The sequence below is a fragment of the Mesorhizobium amorphae genome (assembly GCF_014843845.1).
GTDB lineage: Bacteria > Pseudomonadota > Alphaproteobacteria > Rhizobiales > Rhizobiaceae > Mesorhizobium > Mesorhizobium amorphae_A.
The window spans coordinates 1-17,297 of the sequence record NZ_JHQS01000033.1 but is presented as its reverse complement, the minus strand read 5'-3'; the positions used below and the strand labels follow the sequence as shown (position 1 = coordinate 17,297).

Sequence of the window (17,297 nt, the reverse complement as noted above, 5' to 3'; positions counted from 1 at the left end):
AGTCTGCCGGCTCGTCCCATTTGTCCGCCGCAGGCGACACGGAACGCCTTTGCCTCGCCCGGGCGCCGCCTCATTTCGCGGCACTCGCCAAGACCTCGAGTGCCAGCACCGGATCCGCGACCTGAGCGGGATCGGGGCTGGCCGACATGGCAAGGAGGCGCTTACCGATCAGATAGTCGCGCGGCGCATTCAGCCCATCGACCGCGACGAGCTGCCCTTCGCGGTAGTACCAGTGCGACCGTCCCGGTCCCGCGCCCTGCCTGACAACCACCGTATCGTCCGGTCGGGACAGGCCGGCGATCTGCAGCTTGAGATCGAACTGATCCGACCAGAACCACGGTTTCGGTCTGTAGGGCTGGCGCGCGCCCATGATGTTGCGGGCGACCACGTCGGCGCTGTCGATCGCGTTGCCGACGCTCTCCATCCGCAGCCCGCCTTCGGGCAAGGAGAAGTTGGCGCAGTCGCCAGCGGCCCAGATGAACGGGTCGTCCGTGCGCCCGTACGCGTCGGCGGTGATGCCGTTGTCGATGGCGAGACCCGCCTCAGCCGCCAACGACGTTTCCGGCATGCCGCCGATTCCTGCCACGACGACGTCGGCGGCGACGATCGTCCCGTCGCTGAGCCTGGCACCGGCAACCCGGTCCGCGCCTAGCAACTCACTCACCGCCTTGCCGAGATGAAACGTCACGCCCCTGGAGCGGTGGAGCGCCTCGACCGCCGTGGCGGTTTGCGCCGAGGCCACCCGCGCGAGCGGGCGATCGGCGGCTTCCACCACATCCACCGTCATGCCGAGCCCGCGTGCGACGGCGGCAATCTCGAGCCCGATATATCCGCCGCCGATGACGAGGAGCTTGCCGTGCATTTCAAGCGCCGGCCGCAACGCATCGATGTCGGCGAGCGTGCGGATGGTGAAGATGCCCGCAAGGCCGCGCGAGATCGCCTGCGGCAACTTTCGGGCGGTCGCCCCGGTTGCGAGCACCAGACGATCGTAGTCAAGCATGGCGCCATCGGCCAGACAGACGCGCCGCCGCGCACGGTCGATCGATGCAACGCGCATTCCCAGTCGCAACGCGATGCGGTTCTTTGCGTACCAGTCCTCCGCTTTCAGCTTCAGGCGGTCGCGTTCAAGTTCGCCCAGAAGATAGGCCTTCGACAGCGGGGGACGCTGGTAGGGAGCATCCGGTTCCTCCCCGATCAGGGTGATCGAACCCGCGAAGCCATTCACCCGCAGCTTTTCGGTCGTGGACAGGCCGGCCTGTCCGGCACCGACGATGACGATGCTGCTTTCGTCGCCAGGCTTGGCCGCGGCGGGATGATCGGCATCAAGGGACATGATCGGCCTCAACCGCTAGGCGGCCGGAATGCGGACGGAAATATTGTCCAGCGCGTCGCTGACCTTGATCTGGCAGCTCAGCCGGCTTCCGGATTCGCGCGGCGCCTCGGCGAAGTCCAGCATGTCGTTTTCATGCTCGCTGATCGGTTCGAGCGCCAACAGTATTTCCTCCGGAAGCACGACATGGCATGTGGCGCACGCCGCCGAGCCATTGCATTCGGCGATGATGCCGGGAACGCTGTGTTCAAGCGCGGTTTCCATCAAGCTGCGGCCGTTCTGGGCCTCGACGGCGAGCTCCGCGCCGTCCGTGAGCAGGAACCTGATCGTTGGCATGACTCTCTCCCTCAAGCGTCCCAGACAACGGGCATGTGCGTGGGGCCACGAAACACCCAGCCGCGGATGCGGACGAGTTCCGGATCCTTGAGCCGAAGATTGCGCAGCCGCTCGAACACCATCGGCACGGCGATCTGGCTCACCAGCGCGCGCGACACCCAGGTGCCGGCGCAGAAATGCGATCCGGCGCCGAACGCCAGGTGGGACTTCTTTTCCCGGAAGACATCGAACTTCTCCGGATCGCTGAAACGGCGGTCGTCGTGGTTGGCAGCGCCGACGCACAGACCCACCTGCTCGCCCTTGCGGACCAGCGTGCCCGAAATCTCGGCGTCGCGGGCCAAGCGGCGAGGATACATGCCTATCGGCGAGATCCAGCGCACCGCTTCTTCGAAAGCCTGCCCCCAGAGTGAAGGCTCGGCGCGAACGCGAGCGAGTTGATCCGGGTTCTGCAACAGCCCCAGGATCAGCGTCAGGATCGAGTCGCGTGTCTCGTTCAGCCCGCCGCCGATCGCCACCTTGATGTTGGCGTAGATCTGCTCGACCGTCTGCGCAGGATCGGCCTGGAGCATCGAAGACAGCATCGAAGGATTTGGATTGTCCCGATGATGGGAAAGCATCCTGTCGACGGCGCTCTCGACGCCGCTGGCTGCCTCCCTCGCCTTTCGCGCGATCTCCGCGTCGTGCGAGTAGTTGCCGGAACCGTCGATCAGCGACTGCGACCACAGCGCCATCGTCCGCCAGTCGACGCCGTCGAAGCCCAATATGTCGGCCAGCGCGCGCGCCGCGATCGGCGCTGCGAGTTCCTCGAAAAGCTCGGCCTCACCCTTGTGCTCGATCTGCGAAATGACGTCGTCGCAGATGGCCCGCATGGGGTCGGCCCAGCAGCGCTTGACGACGCCGGGACGCAGGCTCGGATCCATCGCCGCCCTTTCGCGGGCATGGTCCTCGCCGTCCTTGCGCATCAGGTTCGGCCCGATCACCGTGTTCAGCAGTGACTGCGGATTGATCGAGGAAAACGTCACGGGATCGCGTTCGATGGCCATGACGTCGTCGAAGCGCGTGACCATCATGATGTTCGCCGCCTCGACCTTGACGACCGGCCCGAGATCTCGGACGCGTTTGAAGATCGGATACGGATTGGCAAGCAGGTCTCCGAACGAGACGTCGTCGATCACTTTCACGGCTTCGGACATGGTTTCCTCCCTGTCGGAGACGGGGTACGAAATCCGCGTGTATTCAGCAATGCGATGAGTTAGATAGAGGTCATCGAAAATTTGCATGGAGGAGAATGGCCGTGCTGCCCGACGAGCTTGCCAGTGTAGATCTCGCGGCCTTGCAGACGCTTGTTGCTGTCCAGGACCGCGCCTCGTTTTCCGATGCCTCCCTGCTTCTCGGCGTCAACCAGTCCACCATAAGCTACGCCATCAAGAGGCTGCGAAAGGCCTTCAACGATCCGCTGTTCGTCCGCCAGGGCAATTCGATCGTGGCAACCGACAAGGGCGAACAGCTCGCCCAGCAGGCGCGCGGCATCCTTGAGCAGATGGCCGCGCTTTCTTCGCCGTCGGGTTTTGACGCAGCCGCGGCCGAAGGAAGCGTGACGGTCTCCTGTAACCACCACGAGCGCATGTTCGTCATTCCCGACTTCGTGCGCCGGGCGCAGAAGGAGGCGCCGAAAGCGACGATCCACATCTTCGAGTCTGCCGTCGACGGCAAGCAGCAGTTGAAGCAGAACACATGCGACATCGTGCTGGGACCGGTCGCGATCCTCGGTGACATCTACTACCGCAGGAAACTGTTCACCGATCACTACGCCTGTGTCATGGACCCCGCGCACCCGCTGGCGCGGGGAACGCTGACGCTCGACCGCTATTGCGCCTCGCGGCATGTCGCGGTCACGCATAACGGACGCTGGGAGGCCCTCTATTTCGCCGCGCTACGCGCAACGGGCGTCGAGATGGAGCCGGAGGTCACCGTGTCGAGCCACGACATTTTGGAGCGGCTTATTCCAGGCTCGGAGTTGGTGGCGACGATTCCGTATCGGCTGGCGCGTCGCCTGTCGGACAGGCTCGCCTTGCGGCCTTTCCCGATGGACGTCTTCATCCAGGTCGACATCTACTGGACCGAGCGTACGCACCACTCAGGCCTGCACCGCTGGGCCCGCCAGATACTGGCCGAGGTCGCCGAGAAGAATCTCGGTGGCGGGGACGCGCGCGAGGCAGGAAGAGGCGACCGCCTACCGGGCCGACAGTAGGCCCGGAGAGACAAAGGTCGGCGCCGCCATCGGAGTGCCGGCGGGCGGGGCATGCGACGCGGCCTATGCCGTCGTCGCACCGAGCATGACGACCGAGACCGTCACGGGCTCGTCGAAAGGATTGCGCCAAGCATGGCGCGCGCCCTGCTGCACGACCGTATCACCCTGCTTCAGCTCAACGGTCTTGCCATCGTCGAGTTCGAGGACAAGCCGGCCCTCGACGACGGTCACATAGTCGACCGTCGGCGTCTGGTGCATGCCGGGATTGTCCATCTCGAAACGCTCGGCGATGCCGGGCGCGGCCTTCAGGTGCTCCGGACCCGCAAGCTCGGGCTTCCAGTCGGGCGACATCATCACGCTGTCCGGGGGAAAGGTGATCATCCAGAACACCGAGCCCCCGACCGAAGCGAGCATCGTGCTCTCGCCCGCCATCGGATCGGCGCTGTCCCGTTTGGCCAGATCCGGTGTCCCATCGATCTTCCACTGCGGGGACGAAACGAAACCGGGGGTGTGCTGCAGCGCCATCTCGCGCGGCGAAGAGCCGTCGCTGATGAATACCGATTTTCCTGTGGCGTTCTTTCCGGTGACGATGCGGCGAATGTTCATGTCTTGATCCTCCCAGAGCAATGTGGATACCATCCGGTATCAGCATACCTTAAAGTACGCAATTACGGATGGATCACAAAATTCGAGAACCCGCCATGGCGCTGGGCGATGCCCGAAATGGCCTCATTGACCTTGCTCATGGGCGTCGCATGGGTTTCCAGGAGGTCGAAGCTGACCTTGCCGATCCCGACGAGGTCGGCCATTTCCTGGCCCTCGGATGTCGTCAACCATGCCGAACCGATAAGACGCTGGTTGCGGTCCATCATCATGTGCACGTCGATGGGAACCGCGCCCATCACAGCACCGATGTCGACGGCAATACCGCCGCGGCGCAGCGCCCTGAGACCCGCCAGGAAAGGTTCTTGCGGCGTGCCCGGCCCGTTGCAGTCGATGAAGGCGTCGACCCCTTCGCCATGCGCCGTCCTGGAACGGGCCCATTCGTCGGGCGATCCCTCGTCCAGCGAATGCGTCTCGATAATGCCGGGAGCAAGCGCTTCGATCTGCTTCAGCAACTTCCTGTCGCGACCGGTGCCGAGAATCTTCTTGACTCCGAACGACGGACCGAACACCGCGATCGATATGCCGAGCGTGCCGGAAATGCCGTTGACAAGGACCGTGTCGCCGGGGCCGATCTGCGCCTTCTTCAGAGCGGAATAGCCGGTGCCCATGTAGCCGAGCCGCGCTGCCTGATCGAAGGTCATGTTGTCGGGAAGCGCCACGATCGCCGATGCCGGCGCGGCCATGTACTCGGAAATGCCGCCGACCGGGTAATCTTCAAATGTCTGCAGCGCGTCGTGGCTGAAGCCGAAATAGCCCTGGAAGGCATAATGGCGGCAGGAGATCGTGTCGCCGCGCCGGCAATGACGGCAAGAGCCGCAGGAGCGCCCCGGATTAACGTAGACGCGATCCCCGGGCTTCAGATTGTGGACCTGGCTGCCGACCGCAGCGATCTCGCCGGTCGGGTCAAGACCGAAGATCGCTGGCAGCGGCGGCTGCGGCATGTGGGGGAACCAGGTCGGCCACATCGCCAGGATGTTGGCGAGGTTCGGCACGATGCCGCACGATCTGACGCGAACGAGCACGTCCATCGACCCAAGCTTCGGGACCGGCACGTCCTCGATCCTCAGCTGGCCGCCGATCTCGTGCATGCGCGCGGCCTTCATCGTCTGCGGAATTGCTGTCACGTCGATACCTCCCGTTCGCTCAAACCAGTGCATGCCGAGTTTCTCGTCGCGCACATGGGCCTCCTCCCGAGGCCAGATCGGTGGTCGCACATTTTTTTCGAAATATCAATCTTTTTTCGTAACTTTATCGTGACGAACAAAATCGGCAGCACGCCCAATCGGCAATCAGGCCATTTTCGGCTCGAGATCGGCGCTTTGCCGCTTCCTTCCGACGACTTGCATATTTTCGAAAATCCGATTTACTCCGAGCAAGAGGTACCTGCCTTCATCGCACGTCCCAAATGGGTGAGCCTGTGAAATTCGCTTCTTTCGTTGATCGGTCCGGTGCCGGCTATGGAATCGTCGAAGGTGAAACGATCCTGCGCCTGGATTCCGATCCCGGCGCGCCTCCGGATCTCAAAGCCTATCTCGGCAGCCGGTTTCCCGATCTCGCATCTGGCGAACGCGGTCTCGAAGTCGTGCGACTGGCCGAAGTCAGCCTGCTCCCTCCGATTCCCAACCCAGGCAAGATCTTCTGCGTCGCCACCAACTTCCACGAGGATGGCAAGACGGCGCCGCAGTTCCCGCTGCTGTTCATGCGTCACGCGGAAGCACAGACCGGCCATGGAGGCGCGATTCTGAAGCCGGCGGCTTCCGACAAGCTGGATTTCGAGGGCGAGCTGGCGGTGATCATCGGCCGCCGTGCCCACAAGATCGCGCGCGCCGAAGCGATGGCGTACGTCGCCGGCTATGCATGCTTCAACGAGGGGAGCGTACGCGACTGGCAGAAACACTCGAGCCAGTTCACGCCCGGCAAGAACTTCTATCAAAGCGGCGCGTTCGGCCCCTGGATGGTCTGTACGCGCGAGATCCCGGACCCGGCGCGGCTCCTCCTGGAGAGCCGGGTCAATAGCGTGACCAGACAGTCGATCGCGATCGACCGCATGATCTTCGACATCCCCTGGCTGATTTCCTACATCTCGACCTTTGCTCCGCTCGACCCCGGCGATGTCATCGTTACTGGCACCCCCTCGGGCTTCGGCGCCAGCCGCAACCCGCCGGAGTTTCTTTTCCCCGGCGATGAGGTCGAAATCGAAATCCAAGGCATTGGAACCCTGCGCAACACGGTGGCAGAAGACCGCTCCGACTCCTAATATTTCGTAATAACATATTATTTTCGAAATTTGTTGCCATCTGACTTTGTTTGATCTAAGCAGGTTGCCAGGGCCAAGCAGGGGCCGCAGGAGGAGAATGGTGATGCACCTGGTGTTTGGGGTCGGTCACATAAAGCTGAATGTCCGCGACGTGGAGGCCATGATCCATGACTCGACGGAGATTCTCGGGCTGCGCGTCACCAAACAGGCGGCGGGCGAGACATGGCTGAGCTCGAACGGCCGCAAGGCCGAGCTCGTGCTTCTCCAATCCGATGAGAATTCCTGCCACACGATCGGGCTCGAAGCCCTGACCGCCGAGGCTGTCGCGGAAGCCGCCTCGCGTGTGGACGGTGCCGGCTGCCGTGTCCTCTCGCGCGAACCCAGTCTGGCCTGCTGCGATGCCGGCGTGACCTTCGCAACGCCGGAAGGGCTGCGCTTCGAGGTTCACACCCCGGCGCGCGACGACATGTACAATCCGCGCTATCCTACCAACGGCATCAAGCCGCGTCGGCTCGATCACATCAATCTCATCACGCCCGACCCGGTCGCCACAAGGCGGCAGCTCTCCGAAATCTGCGGCATGCAGCTCACCGAGCGCATGGTCAACGAGGCTCTGAGCTGGATGCATGGCGGCAACCGCCAGCATCACATTCTGGGTCTGGTGAAGGGCCCGATCGGGCTTCACCACTATTCCTTCGAATTCAGCCACTTCAGCGACTACTGCCGGCTCGGCGACATTCTCGACGGGTTCGACCGCCAAGTCCTTTGGGGGCCGGGCCGCCATCGTCCAGGCGACAACACCTACGCCTATTACCTGGATGCCAGCGGATCGATCGTCGAGTGCTCCGGCGCCATGCACACGGTAGCCGACGACGCCCACTTCGTGCCGAACGTCATCACCAACCTGGAGCGCCCTGGAAACGTCCGCCAGATGAATGTCTGGGGTTCGCCCGCCCCCCAGGAATGGCGCGAGCACCATTTTCCATTCGCCAGGGTCGACTGATCGGGAAGGCGCGGCGGCCGGCCGCGCTTCGGCACACCGTACAAGGAACCAAGCGAAGCGGCTCGACCGGGTGGGGCGCCGCTTCCGATAGGAGACTGCCATGCAGGAAAAACTGACGTTCTTGTCCGACGGCCTGAAACTGTCGGCGATTCTGCACATTCCCGACAGCCACCGTCCGGGACAGAAGCTGCCGGCGTTCATCGTCTGCCACGGCTTCGTCGGTTCCAAGGACGAGTCGCACGCCCAGATCCAGGCGGAGATGATGGAAGCATTCGGCTATGCCGCGCTGCGCTTCGACTTCCGCTGCTGCGGCGAGAGCGAGGGCGAGCGCGCCCAGGTGCGCTGCTTCGATCAGGTCGCTGACGCGAAGAACGCGCTGACCTTCCTCGCCGGGCGCCCCGAGATCGACCCGAAGCGAATTGGCATCACCGGTCACAGCTTCGGTGCCGCGGTTTCGGTCTATACAGCAGGGGTCGACGAGCGGTTCGCCTGCGTCATCTCCTCATGCGGCTGGGGTCACGGCGAGCGGAAGTTCCGCGGCCAGCACCCGACGCCGGAGGCCTGGGAGCGTTTCATGGGCCTGCTCGAGAAGGGGCGCGAGCACAAGCGCGCGACGGGCGAGAGCATGTGGATCTCGCGCTTCGACGCCGTGCCGATCCCGGAAAAATTGCGCAAGAACCTGTCGCCCAAGGCGATCATGGAAATCCCGACCGAGACCGCATGGAGCATGATGAACTTCAGGGCGGATGACGTGGTGGCCAACATCGCGCCGCGGCCGGCCCTGTTCTTCCACACCGCCGACGACATCATCACGCCGACCGAGCAATCCATCCGCCTGTTCGAGAAGGCCGGGCAGCCAGCCGAGCTGATGCTGATCACGGGAACCGCCCATTTCCCGCTCGCCCCGGAGGACGCGCCGCGCACCAGGATGATGATCAAGGGCTGGCTCGACAAATTCTTCCCGGCAACGCCGGTCGCTTGAGGTCAGCACAGCCAGACCAGGAGAGATTCGGCATGCCCGTCGTCCAGGAAACCGAACTGACCGATTTTGCGACTGCGCTCCTGCATGCGGCCGGTTATACGCCGGAAGAGGCGGAACAGACCGCGCGGCTGCTGGTATGGGCGAATCTGCGCGGCGCGGATTCGCACGGTGTTCTCAGGATCCCGCGCTACATCGAGATGATCAAGACCGCCGTCGTCCGCACCGGGCAACAGCCGAAGCTGATCCGGGAATTCGGAGCGACCTGCGTCTTCGACTACGCAAAGGCGCCGGGCGCCGGCGCCATGATGCACGCGGCCGGCAGGGCCGGCGATCTGGCGGAGAAGTTCGGCATCGGTTGGTGCGGCGCCCGCGCCATATCGCATGCCGGCGCAATCGGCTACTTCACGACCCAACTGGCCGGCCGCGGCCTCATCGGTATCGCCATGACCGCGTCGAGGCCGCTCATGAGCTACTTCGGCGCAAAGGGCGAGGCGCTGTCGACGAACCCCCTGTCGATCGCCGTTCCGCGGCCCGGTGGCGCCGATCCGATCGTACTCGACATGTCCACAGCCGCCGTCGCGCTCGGCAAGATCATGGCGGCGAAGGATTCGGGCAGCCCGATCCCCAAGGGCTGGGCGATCGACGCCAGCGGCACCGAAACGCAAGACCCGCATGCGGTGGCAGCCATACTGCCCATGGCCGGCCCAAAGGGATCCGGCCTGTCGTTGATGATCGAAATTCTGTCGAGCGTGCTGGTGGGCAACGCTGTCATCGCGCCGTTCCTGCGCGGCGAGAAGAAAGGCGGCTTCAATGGCCTTCTGCTTGCCATCAATCCGGCGGCCTTCGGCGACACATCGTCCTTTCTCGCCTCGGTGGACAGCCTCGCCGGCGCGATCCATGCGCTCGATCCGGCAGCTGGCTCCGATGGCGTGAAACTACCAGGCGAACGCGGCTTCCAGACCGGGCGGGAGCGCATCGCCAACGGCATCCCTCTGGCGAAGGGCACCGCCAGGAACCTCGCCGATGTAGCCGCACGGCTGGGGCTTGCGGTGCCGGCTTTCCTGCAGTGATGCCGCGCGGCAGCCGCACCGAAGCCGGCCAGAGGGTATTCCTAGATGACGCAAGATGAGGCGGACGTCGTGGTGGTCGGGCTCGGCCCGGTCGGCATCACCTTGTGCAATCTTCTTGCGGCAGCAGGAGTTCGGGTGGAGGGCATTGACGCCGCTGACGACGTCTACGCACTGCCTCGCGCGATCGGCATGGACCACGAGGTGATGCGGGTCTTCCAGAACATAGGCGCGGCCGACGCCGTTGCCGCGGCGACCGGGGAATATCGCCCATCGGAATACAGATCCGCCGACGGCGTGTTATTGCGCCGGTTCGAGTCCCCTTCCGAGCCCTACCCGCTTACCTGGCCGCCCTATATGACTTTCCTTCAGCCGGAGCTCGAACGGGCTCTGCGCGCCAACGGCAAGAAGTTCCCCAACCTCACGCTACGCACCGCAACGGAGCTTGTCGACCTCGAGAACCCCGATAGACCGGTCCTGACCTTGCACGACAAGGTGAGCGGCGAACGCTCAAAGCGCACCCCGCGCTATGTCGTCGGTTGCGACGGCGCAGCGAGCTTCGTCAGGCGCAGGCTGGGCGTCGCGCTGGAAGACCTCGACTTCGACGAACCCTGGCTCGTGGTGGACATGATATTGGAGGACGGGCACGTCGCGCTGCCGGAGACCAACGTCCAGTTCTGCGATCCCGCGCGCCCGCATACATATGTGCGCGGGCCCAATCGACTGCGACGCTGGGAGTTCATGATCCTGCCGGGTGAAAATCCGGCGGAGATCAATCGACCGGAACGGATCCGGCAGCTGCTTTCGCCTTGGCTTCGGCCGGACCAGGCCAGGCTTTGGCGCTCGGCGACCTACAATTTCCACGCTCTTGTTGCGCAGCAGTGGCGGGTCGACAGCGTCTTTCTTGCCGGCGATGCCTGCCACATGACCCCGCCATTTCTCGCGCAGGGGATGGTGCAGGGCATCAAGGATGCAGCCAATCTTGCGTGGAAGCTGGCCTATGTGATCGGCGGGGGATCGGAGCGCCTGCTCGACACCTACCAGGCCGAGCGCAGGCCATTCATACGTGAGGTTATCGAGATCACGAAGCGGCTGGGAAGAGTCATCTGCGAGCTGGATCCCGGCAAGGCCCGCGCCCGCAATGCCGAGATGGTAGCGGCCATGCACGCGGGCCAGGGCGTTCAGGTCCGGCAGAACCTCTTTCCGCCCATCCGTCATGGACTTGTCGCCAGTGGCGTTGACGGGTGGTCGACAGCCGGAGCCGGCGAGCCCTGTCCACAGCCGTGGGTCGTCGGGCCTTTCGACCGGATGCGGCTCGACGACGCTTTGCCACCCGGATTCCAGCCTCTCATCGCCGGTGAAATGGACCCCTCGCCCAGGCTTTTGGACAAGTCGCGCGAGGCGGGCGTTGCCGTGCATCGCGTGGCGCAGGAGAGATCCTATCCTTCGCTTCTGGTGGAAGAAGACCGCGTGCTGGCGGACTGGTTGACGTCGAAGCGTGCACGCGCCGTCCTGGTGCGGCCCGACCATGTGGTTTTCGGCACGGCCGCGGAATCAAGGGAGGCCGAGCAACTCGTTCATCAATTGCAGACGATGCTGGCAGCGACCGACCAATGACTGTTCACGCGTCGTGAGCGCCGTGCCGACCTCGGGTGCGAGGCCAGGACCGGCCGGTGCGCCTCGGAAGCGGCGCGCCCTATACGCGGGCGGCCGGCCGCTTCATGTGCCTGTAGAGATGCGCCTCGTGCATCGAGGTGAGCGTGGCCCTGACCATTTCGCCCGGCGAGTCGTCCTTCATGAAGCTGGAGAGGCCGCCGTAGATGAGTTCGAGAACGACGCCGCCCACATAGAGTGGTTCGATATCGGAACCGCCGTAGGGGAAAAGCTTTCCGGACAGCAACTTGCCCAGACCCACCCACTGGTCCTTGAACAGGCGCAGATGCCGCTCTTCCAGTGTGTTGTCCCGGCGGGCGATCCGCAGCAGGTCGATGGCAAGCGTTCCCCACCGCTTGTCCTTCGCCCGCTGGTTGGCCCAATCGCACATCGCGTCGATGATCGCTTTTGGGTCATCGTAGCCGTCGAGCAGGCCGGTGAGTTCGACCACGTCGCCGCCGGCATGGCGCTCAAGCAGTTGAAGGAATATCTCTTCCTTTGTGGCGAAGTTCGAATAGAAGGCGCCCTTCGAATATCCGGCCTCTTCCGCGATGCGTTCGATGGTCGCGCCGGAGTAGCCGTCGCGGGCCACGACCTCGCTCGCCGACAGCAAAAGCTTCTCGCGGGTCAGAGCCTGGCTCTGTTCGCGTGTCAGTCGTGCCATCTTCTGTCCTTCCAGCCCATTATCTGGATACCTTTGGTATCCGAATCGACCGAAGGTTAGAGGGCCGAAACAATACAGGCAAGCGCCCAGAAAATCGGGTATTCGGGGCCCATCAGCTGCCAGCGCCAGTGCGGGCCATTGATACGCACCACCGCATAGGCCGCCCCCAGCAAGACAGCCACAGCGCACGCGGCCGCCCATCGCGGATGAATGTTGAACACCATTCCAACGGCGGCAAGAACCTCCAGCACTATCGTCAACACGATGAAGGGCTTTCCAGGCTTCAGTCCGGCGGCCTCGAACGTCTTCGTCGCCTTTTCGAAGTTCCTGATCTTTCCGACGAGATGCGGAAGGAACCAGAGTCCGCACAGAATGCGCAGCAGATCGATTGGCGTTAGCGTAAACTCCGGCACTGATCCCTCCGTGTAGGACGGTGAACGGGCCTTCGATGCCCCTCATCTGTCCTTGTTGCCTGGATGGCGCGACGTTCTCTCATTCAGCGAGCGACGTTCGCGGCGAAAGCGTTCGTCGCCGGGCCGCAACCGGCACGGCATACGCCGAGATCTCCTGCAAATGCTGTCGTCAGAGGAAATCGGCTCTTGCGTCACTCAATCCAGATACTGTACGGTATCTGCAGTCCGATGAGAATGTCAATGAGGCATCTCCGCGAACCGACATATTGGGAGGAACAGACGATGACGATCATGATGCGAGCGGCACGGCTGCATGCCGTGAACGAGCCGATGCGTGTCGAGCAAGTGGCGAAGCCGGTGGCGTCCGGCACGGATGTGGTCGTCGAGGTCAAGGCCTGCGGGATGGTGCCCAACCTCGCGAACGTGCTGAACAACTGGGAAACCTGGTACCCTCATCAGCCGCTGCCAATGAAGCCGGCGATCTTCGGCCTCGACCCCGCGGGCATCGTGCACCAGGTCGGCAACCAAGTCGTGGCGATCAGGCCTGGCGACCGCGTCTACGTCAATCCGCTACGCTCCTGCGGTGCATGCCATGCCTGCGTCAGCGGCCATCAGGCGAAGTGCGAGTACTTCACATTCAATGGCTATTTCGGCTTCAACAAGAACAGCCTGGAGATCTACAAGCGCTATCCGGAAGGCGGCTTCGCCCAGTTCATGTGTGCGCCCCAGAATGCGATCGTCAAGATTCCCGACACCATGACCTTTCCTCAGGCCGCCCGCATGGGTTACCTCGGTACATCCTATTCCGCGATCAAGAAGTTCGGCGTACCGACCGGCAAGTCGCTGATCATCAACGGCGCGACGGGCACGCTGGGCGTCGGCGCCACTCTCTTCGCGCTCGCCATGGGGGTCTCGACGGTCTATGCCGTGGCCCGTGGCAAGCCCCTGCTCGAGCGGCTGAAGCAGCTTGCCCCGAACCGGGTCCAGACCTTCTCCAACCAGGACGGCCAGGTCGCCGACTGGGTCCGCTCGCAGACCAACGGTATTGGAGCCGACTTCATGCTCGACTGCCTCGGCGCAGTCGCCGACGTCAATGCCATGAAGGACGCCATGATGGGGGTCAGGCGAGGCGGCCGCATCGTCAACATCGGCGGCACAGGCAGCGACATGCTGTTCAACACCAAGTGGTGGATGGACAATTCGATGGAGTTGATCGGCTCGGCCTGGCTGACCACCGCCGAGGGCATGGAGATCGCCGAGATGGTTCGCTCCGGCACGATCGATCTCTCGGTGCTGGAGGCCAGGACGTATCCGCTCGAGCGGATCAACGAGGCCATCAACGGGGTCGCTTCCGGTGACGGCGGCTTCACCAACTACGTGCTCGAACCGTAGTCGCAACAATCGTCATCGGCGGACCTCAGCGTCCGCCGCTTGCCGGATCGCGCCGCGAAGAGAATCGAAATGATCATTGACTGCCACGGCCACTACACGAGCGAACCGCAGGACCATCATGCCTTTCGCAAGGCCCAGGTCGAGTTCGTCGAGGGCACGCGCGACGCAAGGCCCGCCTATCCCGGCATTGCAGACGATGTGCTGAGGGCAACGATCGAACAGAACCAACTGCGCCTGCAGCGCGAGCGAGGCTCGGACGTGACCATCCTGTCGCCACGGGCTTCGGGCATGGGCCATCATATCGGCAGCGCCGAGACCAATGCCGAGTGGTCGCGCATCTCCAACGACTTGATCGCCCGCATCGTCGACATGTTCCCGGCCAACTTCGCCGGCGTATGCCAGCTGCCGCAATCGATGAGCGGCGACCTGAAGCCGGTCCTTGCCGAGCTCGAGCGCTGCGTCGTCGAACTCGGCTTCGTCGGCTGCAACCTCAATCCCGATCCGTCCGGCGGCTTCTGGTCGGCGCCGCCGATCCACGACCGCTACTGGTATCCGCTCTTCGAAAAGCTGGTCGAGCTGCAGGTGCCGGCCATGATCCATGTCTCCGGCTCCTGCAGCGCATGCCTGCATACGACCGGCGCGCACTACATCAATGCCGATACCGCGGTCTTCATGCAGCTGATCCAGGGCGACCTGTTCAGTGCGTTTCCCGATCTCAAGCTGATCATCCCACACGGTGGCGGCGCGGCGCCCTATCACTGGGGACGCTATCGCGGCCTGGCGATGATGCTGGACAGGCCCGCACTGGGCGAGCACCTGCTCCGCAACGTGTTCTTCGACAGCTGCGTCTATCATCAGGCGGGCATCGACACGCTGTTCCGCGTCGTTGGTCCGGCCAACATCTTGTTCGGGTCCGAACTGCTCGGAGCGGTCAAGGCCATCGACCCGGAGACCGGCTTCGACTTCGACGACACGCGGCGCTACATCGACGCGCTTTCGCTCGGCGAGACCGAGCGGCGGGCCGTGTTCGAAGGCAATGCCCGCAAGGTCTTTCCGAGGCTTGATACGCGGCTGAAGGCGCAAGGGCGCTAGGCCACCAATGAGCACCATTCGGGCGCGGGCCAGACGCCGCGCCTCATCTTTCCAGGAGAACACCGATGGCCAGAGTCGTCACGAAGACCGAGCGCACGCCGATCGAGACCTGCGAGGCTCTTGGCCAGCTTGGCGTGGCCACGGTTCACGAGGCGCAGGGACGGACAGGCCTGCTCGCCACACGCCTGCGGCCCATCTACGATGGCGCCAGGATCGGAGGCAACGCGCTGACTTGCGAAGTCGCGCCGGGCGACAACTGGATGATCCATGTCGCGCTGGAACAGGCGCGGCCAGGAGACATCCTGGTCGTTACCCCGACCTCGCCTTGCGAGGATGGCTATTTTGGTGACCTGCTGGCCGAGTCGGCCAAGGCGCAAGGCATCAGGGGCCTGATCATCGACGCGGGCGTGCGCGATGTCTCGACGCTGCGCTCCATGGCTTTTCCGGTCTGGTCGAAGGCAATCAGCGTACAGGGGACCGTCAAGGAGACGCTGGGCAACGTCCAGATCCCGATCGTCTGCGCCGGCGCCCACATCCGGCCCGGCGACGTAATCGTGGCCGACGACGACGGCGTGTGCGTCGTGCCACGCGAAACCGCTGCAAAGGTCCTCGAAATCGCCCGCAAGCGCGAGGCGATGGAAGAAGAAAAGCGAAGCCTCTACGCCGCCGGCAAGTTGAGCCTCGATGTCAACGATATGCGTGAGCGCCTGCGACGCAAGGGCCTCATCTACGAATAGGACTACTCTGTCGGCTGCGACCGACAAAGTACGCAATCCAAGCGCACTTACGCGACCCCGCTGAGCCGTTTCGGCAGTGAGGACGCCGAGTGATGGATCGCCTTGACATCCGAAAAGGCAGCCTCTGGCAGCCCGCTTCATCGCCGGCTTGGTAGGGGGAATGTGGTGCTCTGTTTGCTTTTCCGGAAGGGGGTTCGAGTCCACGTTTTGGGCCCGTTGATAAAAATATAAAGAAATCAATATATTAGACGTGTTTCGGTGGTGCTGGCAGTCTCCAGCGAACCAGTCTCTGCCCGAAATCCCTGTTAAGGGCCGAAAAACAGCGAATTTCCGGTGATTCTGTGCGCCTGGGTCAATTCTGGTCTAAAATCCTGCGGCAGATTCAATGTCTTAGTGAAAGGTTCCCTACGCGGGCTAACAGGGAAATGATCGCGGTCTAACAGGGAACGAAGAACCGGATAGCCGCGGCACTGCCCAAACTCATTCGACTGGAGACAGGTCAGATCATGACCACAGGGGGGCACCCAGAGCTAGCTACAGTTTTCGCAATTCAACGACTCCCGCGCATTCGCCACCCACGTGATAGAATTTTCCAGACCCTCTTTTGCCGTTTAGCCTTACATACAAGATATTCCTTTCATTTCGACCTTCGTGGACAAATCTAAGTATTATTGTCGAGGCGCCATCGCCCGCGACCTTTCCCTCCCAGGTAGGGGAGAGGATTTGACCGTCTGTAATCAAAATGTTTGATGTGAGCTCACGCCATCCGCACGACGGATTCGTGGCACGTCTCGTCAAAGCCCACATTCCATCGAATCCAGCAACTGCACTCTGGCAACGACCCTCTTGCGCCTCCATTCCGTCAGGACAGGAAAGTGGGCAGACTGTTTCTCGAACTCCCTTTAGCCCTTTGAGAAGATCCGGTGTGGGCTCGGCCGACGCGAGGTTAATTCCTCGGCGTCGCGCAAAATCTTGCAACGCCTTCTTGCTGGCAAGGCCCCACTTTCCATCGATTTGGCCGACAAGGCAGCCGACACGTGACAACTCTCTCTGGGTGGAAAGCGCCAGATCTCCAAAGCCCTCATCGTCACGTCTGCTCATAGCCTTGGCGTCATCTGACAGCCTTGCTGCTGCCCCCTCTTGCAAGCGACCTTTTTCCTCGTCCAGGGCTTCGATCTTTAACTTCGCAAGCGCCGCGAATGCACCATTTGGATATCGCTCGAGATATGCCTGAAAGAAATTCTTGTTCGCCGAGTCCTTGATGGTCTCCCAATAGGCGATTTCGACTGCAGTCTCGGTCTCGACAGGCGCACTCGTAGAAGGCGATTCCGGCTTCGGCACCTGAGCCATGCCCGGATTTAGGACCACCTCGCCCGTAAGCGAGGAGTTGTAAGCGGTGTTCTGACGCCACCTTTCGGATCGCGCTGTGAGAGACGATGTTCGACGCCTGTGAG

Annotated in this window: 17 protein-coding genes; 9 read left to right on the top strand and 8 right to left on the bottom strand. The window is 62.9% G+C overall.

Translation table 11 applies throughout. From position 1 onward, the window contains the following. Nucleotides 1–70: 70 nt before the first annotated feature. The 3 genes from DH08_RS15575 to DH08_RS15565 are packed head-to-tail and all read right to left on the bottom strand — an operon-like array spanning nucleotide 71 to nucleotide 2,859. Nucleotides 71–1,333, bottom strand: coding sequence for an NAD(P)/FAD-dependent oxidoreductase (locus tag DH08_RS15575; protein ID WP_192180140.1), 1,263 nt, complete (start codon nucleotides 1,331–1,333; stop codon nucleotides 71–73). A 15-nt stretch (nucleotides 1,334–1,348) separates the two neighbouring features. Next, complete coding sequence (locus DH08_RS15570; protein ID WP_192180139.1) at nucleotides 1,349–1,666, bottom strand: 2Fe-2S iron-sulfur cluster-binding protein; 318 nt, start codon at nucleotides 1,664–1,666, stop codon at nucleotides 1,349–1,351. An 11-nt stretch (nucleotides 1,667–1,677) separates the two neighbouring features. Continuing rightward, nucleotides 1,678–2,859: a cytochrome P450 gene (locus DH08_RS15565; protein WP_192180138.1), complete on the bottom strand. Its 1,182-nt coding sequence runs from the start codon at nucleotides 2,857–2,859 to the stop codon at nucleotides 1,678–1,680. Between the two features lie 95 nt (nucleotides 2,860–2,954). Between DH08_RS15565 and DH08_RS15560 the strand changes: the two genes are divergently transcribed. Continuing rightward, complete coding sequence (locus tag DH08_RS15560; RefSeq protein WP_192180137.1) at nucleotides 2,955–3,917, top strand: LysR family transcriptional regulator; 963 nt, start codon at nucleotides 2,955–2,957, stop codon at nucleotides 3,915–3,917. 63 nt (nucleotides 3,918–3,980) lie between these two features. Here the strand turns inward: DH08_RS15560 and DH08_RS15555 are convergent, their stop codons facing one another. Both DH08_RS15555 and DH08_RS15550 read right to left on the bottom strand, forming a co-directional pair. Next, nucleotides 3,981–4,523 carry a cupin domain-containing protein gene (locus DH08_RS15555; RefSeq protein WP_192180136.1) on the bottom strand — a complete coding sequence of 181 codons (543 nt, stop codon included), beginning with the start codon at nucleotides 4,521–4,523 and terminating at the stop codon, nucleotides 3,981–3,983. A gap of 62 nt (nucleotides 4,524–4,585) precedes the next feature. Continuing rightward, nucleotides 4,586–5,740 (bottom strand): alcohol dehydrogenase catalytic domain-containing protein, encoded by a 1,155-nt coding sequence (locus DH08_RS15550; protein WP_192180190.1) that lies wholly within the window; start codon nucleotides 5,738–5,740, stop codon nucleotides 4,586–4,588. Between the two features lie 260 nt (nucleotides 5,741–6,000). On the opposite strand from DH08_RS15550, the gene DH08_RS15545 reads away from it, so the two are divergent. From DH08_RS15545 to DH08_RS15525, 5 genes are all read left to right on the top strand, one after another. Further along, entirely contained in the window at nucleotides 6,001–6,840 is an 840-nt protein-coding gene (locus DH08_RS15545) for a fumarylacetoacetate hydrolase family protein (protein ID WP_345892399.1), read from the top strand. A 103-nt stretch (nucleotides 6,841–6,943) separates the two neighbouring features. After that, a complete protein-coding gene (locus tag DH08_RS15540; RefSeq protein WP_246800861.1) occupies nucleotides 6,944–7,843 on the top strand; it encodes a VOC family protein in 900 nt (299 codons plus the stop codon). Nucleotides 7,844–7,943: 100 nt separating this feature from the next. Continuing rightward, nucleotides 7,944–8,825, top strand: coding sequence for an alpha/beta hydrolase (locus DH08_RS15535; protein ID WP_192180134.1), 882 nt, complete (start codon nucleotides 7,944–7,946; stop codon nucleotides 8,823–8,825). A gap of 32 nt (nucleotides 8,826–8,857) precedes the next feature. Continuing rightward, the gene (locus DH08_RS15530) at nucleotides 8,858–9,895 is read left to right on the top strand and encodes an Ldh family oxidoreductase (protein ID WP_192180133.1); all 1,038 of its coding nucleotides are present in this window, start codon (nucleotides 8,858–8,860) and stop codon (nucleotides 9,893–9,895) included. A gap of 45 nt (nucleotides 9,896–9,940) precedes the next feature. Then, nucleotides 9,941–11,509 carry a bifunctional 3-(3-hydroxy-phenyl)propionate/3-hydroxycinnamic acid hydroxylase gene (locus DH08_RS15525; RefSeq protein ID WP_192180132.1) on the top strand — a complete coding sequence of 523 codons (1,569 nt, stop codon included), beginning with the start codon at nucleotides 9,941–9,943 and terminating at the stop codon, nucleotides 11,507–11,509. A 79-nt stretch (nucleotides 11,510–11,588) separates the two neighbouring features. Here DH08_RS15525 and DH08_RS15520 read toward each other — a convergent pair whose 3' ends face one another. After that, nucleotides 11,589–12,209: a TetR/AcrR family transcriptional regulator gene (locus tag DH08_RS15520; protein ID WP_246800860.1), complete on the bottom strand. Its 621-nt coding sequence runs from the start codon at nucleotides 12,207–12,209 to the stop codon at nucleotides 11,589–11,591. Between the two features lie 56 nt (nucleotides 12,210–12,265). Continuing rightward, nucleotides 12,266–12,622, bottom strand: coding sequence for a DoxX family protein (locus DH08_RS15515; RefSeq protein WP_192180131.1), 357 nt, complete (start codon nucleotides 12,620–12,622; stop codon nucleotides 12,266–12,268). A gap of 240 nt (nucleotides 12,623–12,862) precedes the next feature. Between DH08_RS15515 and DH08_RS15510 the strand changes: the two genes are divergently transcribed. From DH08_RS15510 to DH08_RS15500, 3 genes are all read left to right on the top strand, one after another. After that, on the top strand, nucleotides 12,863–14,014 hold the full coding sequence (locus tag DH08_RS15510) for an alcohol dehydrogenase catalytic domain-containing protein (protein ID WP_246800859.1): 1,152 nt from the start codon (nucleotides 12,863–12,865) through the stop codon (nucleotides 14,012–14,014). A 69-nt stretch (nucleotides 14,015–14,083) separates the two neighbouring features. After that, complete coding sequence (locus DH08_RS15505; protein WP_192180130.1) at nucleotides 14,084–15,106, top strand: amidohydrolase family protein; 1,023 nt, start codon at nucleotides 14,084–14,086, stop codon at nucleotides 15,104–15,106. A gap of 65 nt (nucleotides 15,107–15,171) precedes the next feature. Beyond that, complete coding sequence (locus tag DH08_RS15500) at nucleotides 15,172–15,843, top strand: 4-carboxy-4-hydroxy-2-oxoadipate aldolase/oxaloacetate decarboxylase (RefSeq protein ID WP_192180129.1); 672 nt, start codon at nucleotides 15,172–15,174, stop codon at nucleotides 15,841–15,843. A 534-nt stretch (nucleotides 15,844–16,377) separates the two neighbouring features. On the opposite strand, the gene DH08_RS15495 is transcribed toward DH08_RS15500, so the two are convergent. Next, nucleotides 16,378–17,193 (bottom strand): hypothetical protein, encoded by an 816-nt coding sequence (locus DH08_RS15495; protein WP_192180128.1) that lies wholly within the window; start codon nucleotides 17,191–17,193, stop codon nucleotides 16,378–16,380. Nucleotides 17,194–17,297: the final 104 nt, after the last annotated feature.

What these genes read in the sequence shown, in the direction of transcription:
- DH08_RS15495 (WP_192180128.1), bottom strand. Translation starts at nt 17,193, where the DNA reads ATGGCTCAGGTGCCGAAGCCGGAATCGCCTTCTACGAGTGCGCCTGTC.
- DH08_RS15560 (WP_192180137.1), top strand. Translation starts at nt 2,955, where the DNA reads ATGGCCGTGCTGCCCGACGAGCTTGCCAGTGTAGATCTCGCGGCCTTG.
- DH08_RS15565 (WP_192180138.1), bottom strand. Translation starts at nt 2,859, where the DNA reads ATGTCCGAAGCCGTGAAAGTGATCGACGACGTCTCGTTCGGAGACCTG.
- DH08_RS15525 (WP_192180132.1), top strand. Translation starts at nt 9,941, where the DNA reads ATGACGCAAGATGAGGCGGACGTCGTGGTGGTCGGGCTCGGCCCGGTC.
- DH08_RS15535 (WP_192180134.1), top strand. Translation starts at nt 7,944, where the DNA reads ATGCAGGAAAAACTGACGTTCTTGTCCGACGGCCTGAAACTGTCGGCG.
- DH08_RS15520 (WP_246800860.1), bottom strand. Translation starts at nt 12,209, where the DNA reads ATGGCACGACTGACACGCGAACAGAGCCAGGCTCTGACCCGCGAGAAG.
- DH08_RS15575 (WP_192180140.1), bottom strand. Translation starts at nt 1,333, where the DNA reads ATGTCCCTTGATGCCGATCATCCCGCCGCGGCCAAGCCTGGCGACGAA.
- DH08_RS15570 (WP_192180139.1), bottom strand. Translation starts at nt 1,666, where the DNA reads ATGCCAACGATCAGGTTCCTGCTCACGGACGGCGCGGAGCTCGCCGTC.
- DH08_RS15500 (WP_192180129.1), top strand. Translation starts at nt 15,172, where the DNA reads ATGGCCAGAGTCGTCACGAAGACCGAGCGCACGCCGATCGAGACCTGC.
- DH08_RS15550 (WP_192180190.1), bottom strand. Translation starts at nt 5,740, where the DNA reads ATGCACTGGTTTGAGCGAACGGGAGGTATCGACGTGACAGCAATTCCG.
- DH08_RS15530 (WP_192180133.1), top strand. Translation starts at nt 8,858, where the DNA reads ATGCCCGTCGTCCAGGAAACCGAACTGACCGATTTTGCGACTGCGCTC.
- DH08_RS15540 (WP_246800861.1), top strand. Translation starts at nt 6,944, where the DNA reads ATGCACCTGGTGTTTGGGGTCGGTCACATAAAGCTGAATGTCCGCGAC.
- DH08_RS15510 (WP_246800859.1), top strand. Translation starts at nt 12,863, where the DNA reads ATGAGGCATCTCCGCGAACCGACATATTGGGAGGAACAGACGATGACG.
- DH08_RS15505 (WP_192180130.1), top strand. Translation starts at nt 14,084, where the DNA reads ATGATCATTGACTGCCACGGCCACTACACGAGCGAACCGCAGGACCAT.
- DH08_RS15555 (WP_192180136.1), bottom strand. Translation starts at nt 4,523, where the DNA reads ATGAACATTCGCCGCATCGTCACCGGAAAGAACGCCACAGGAAAATCG.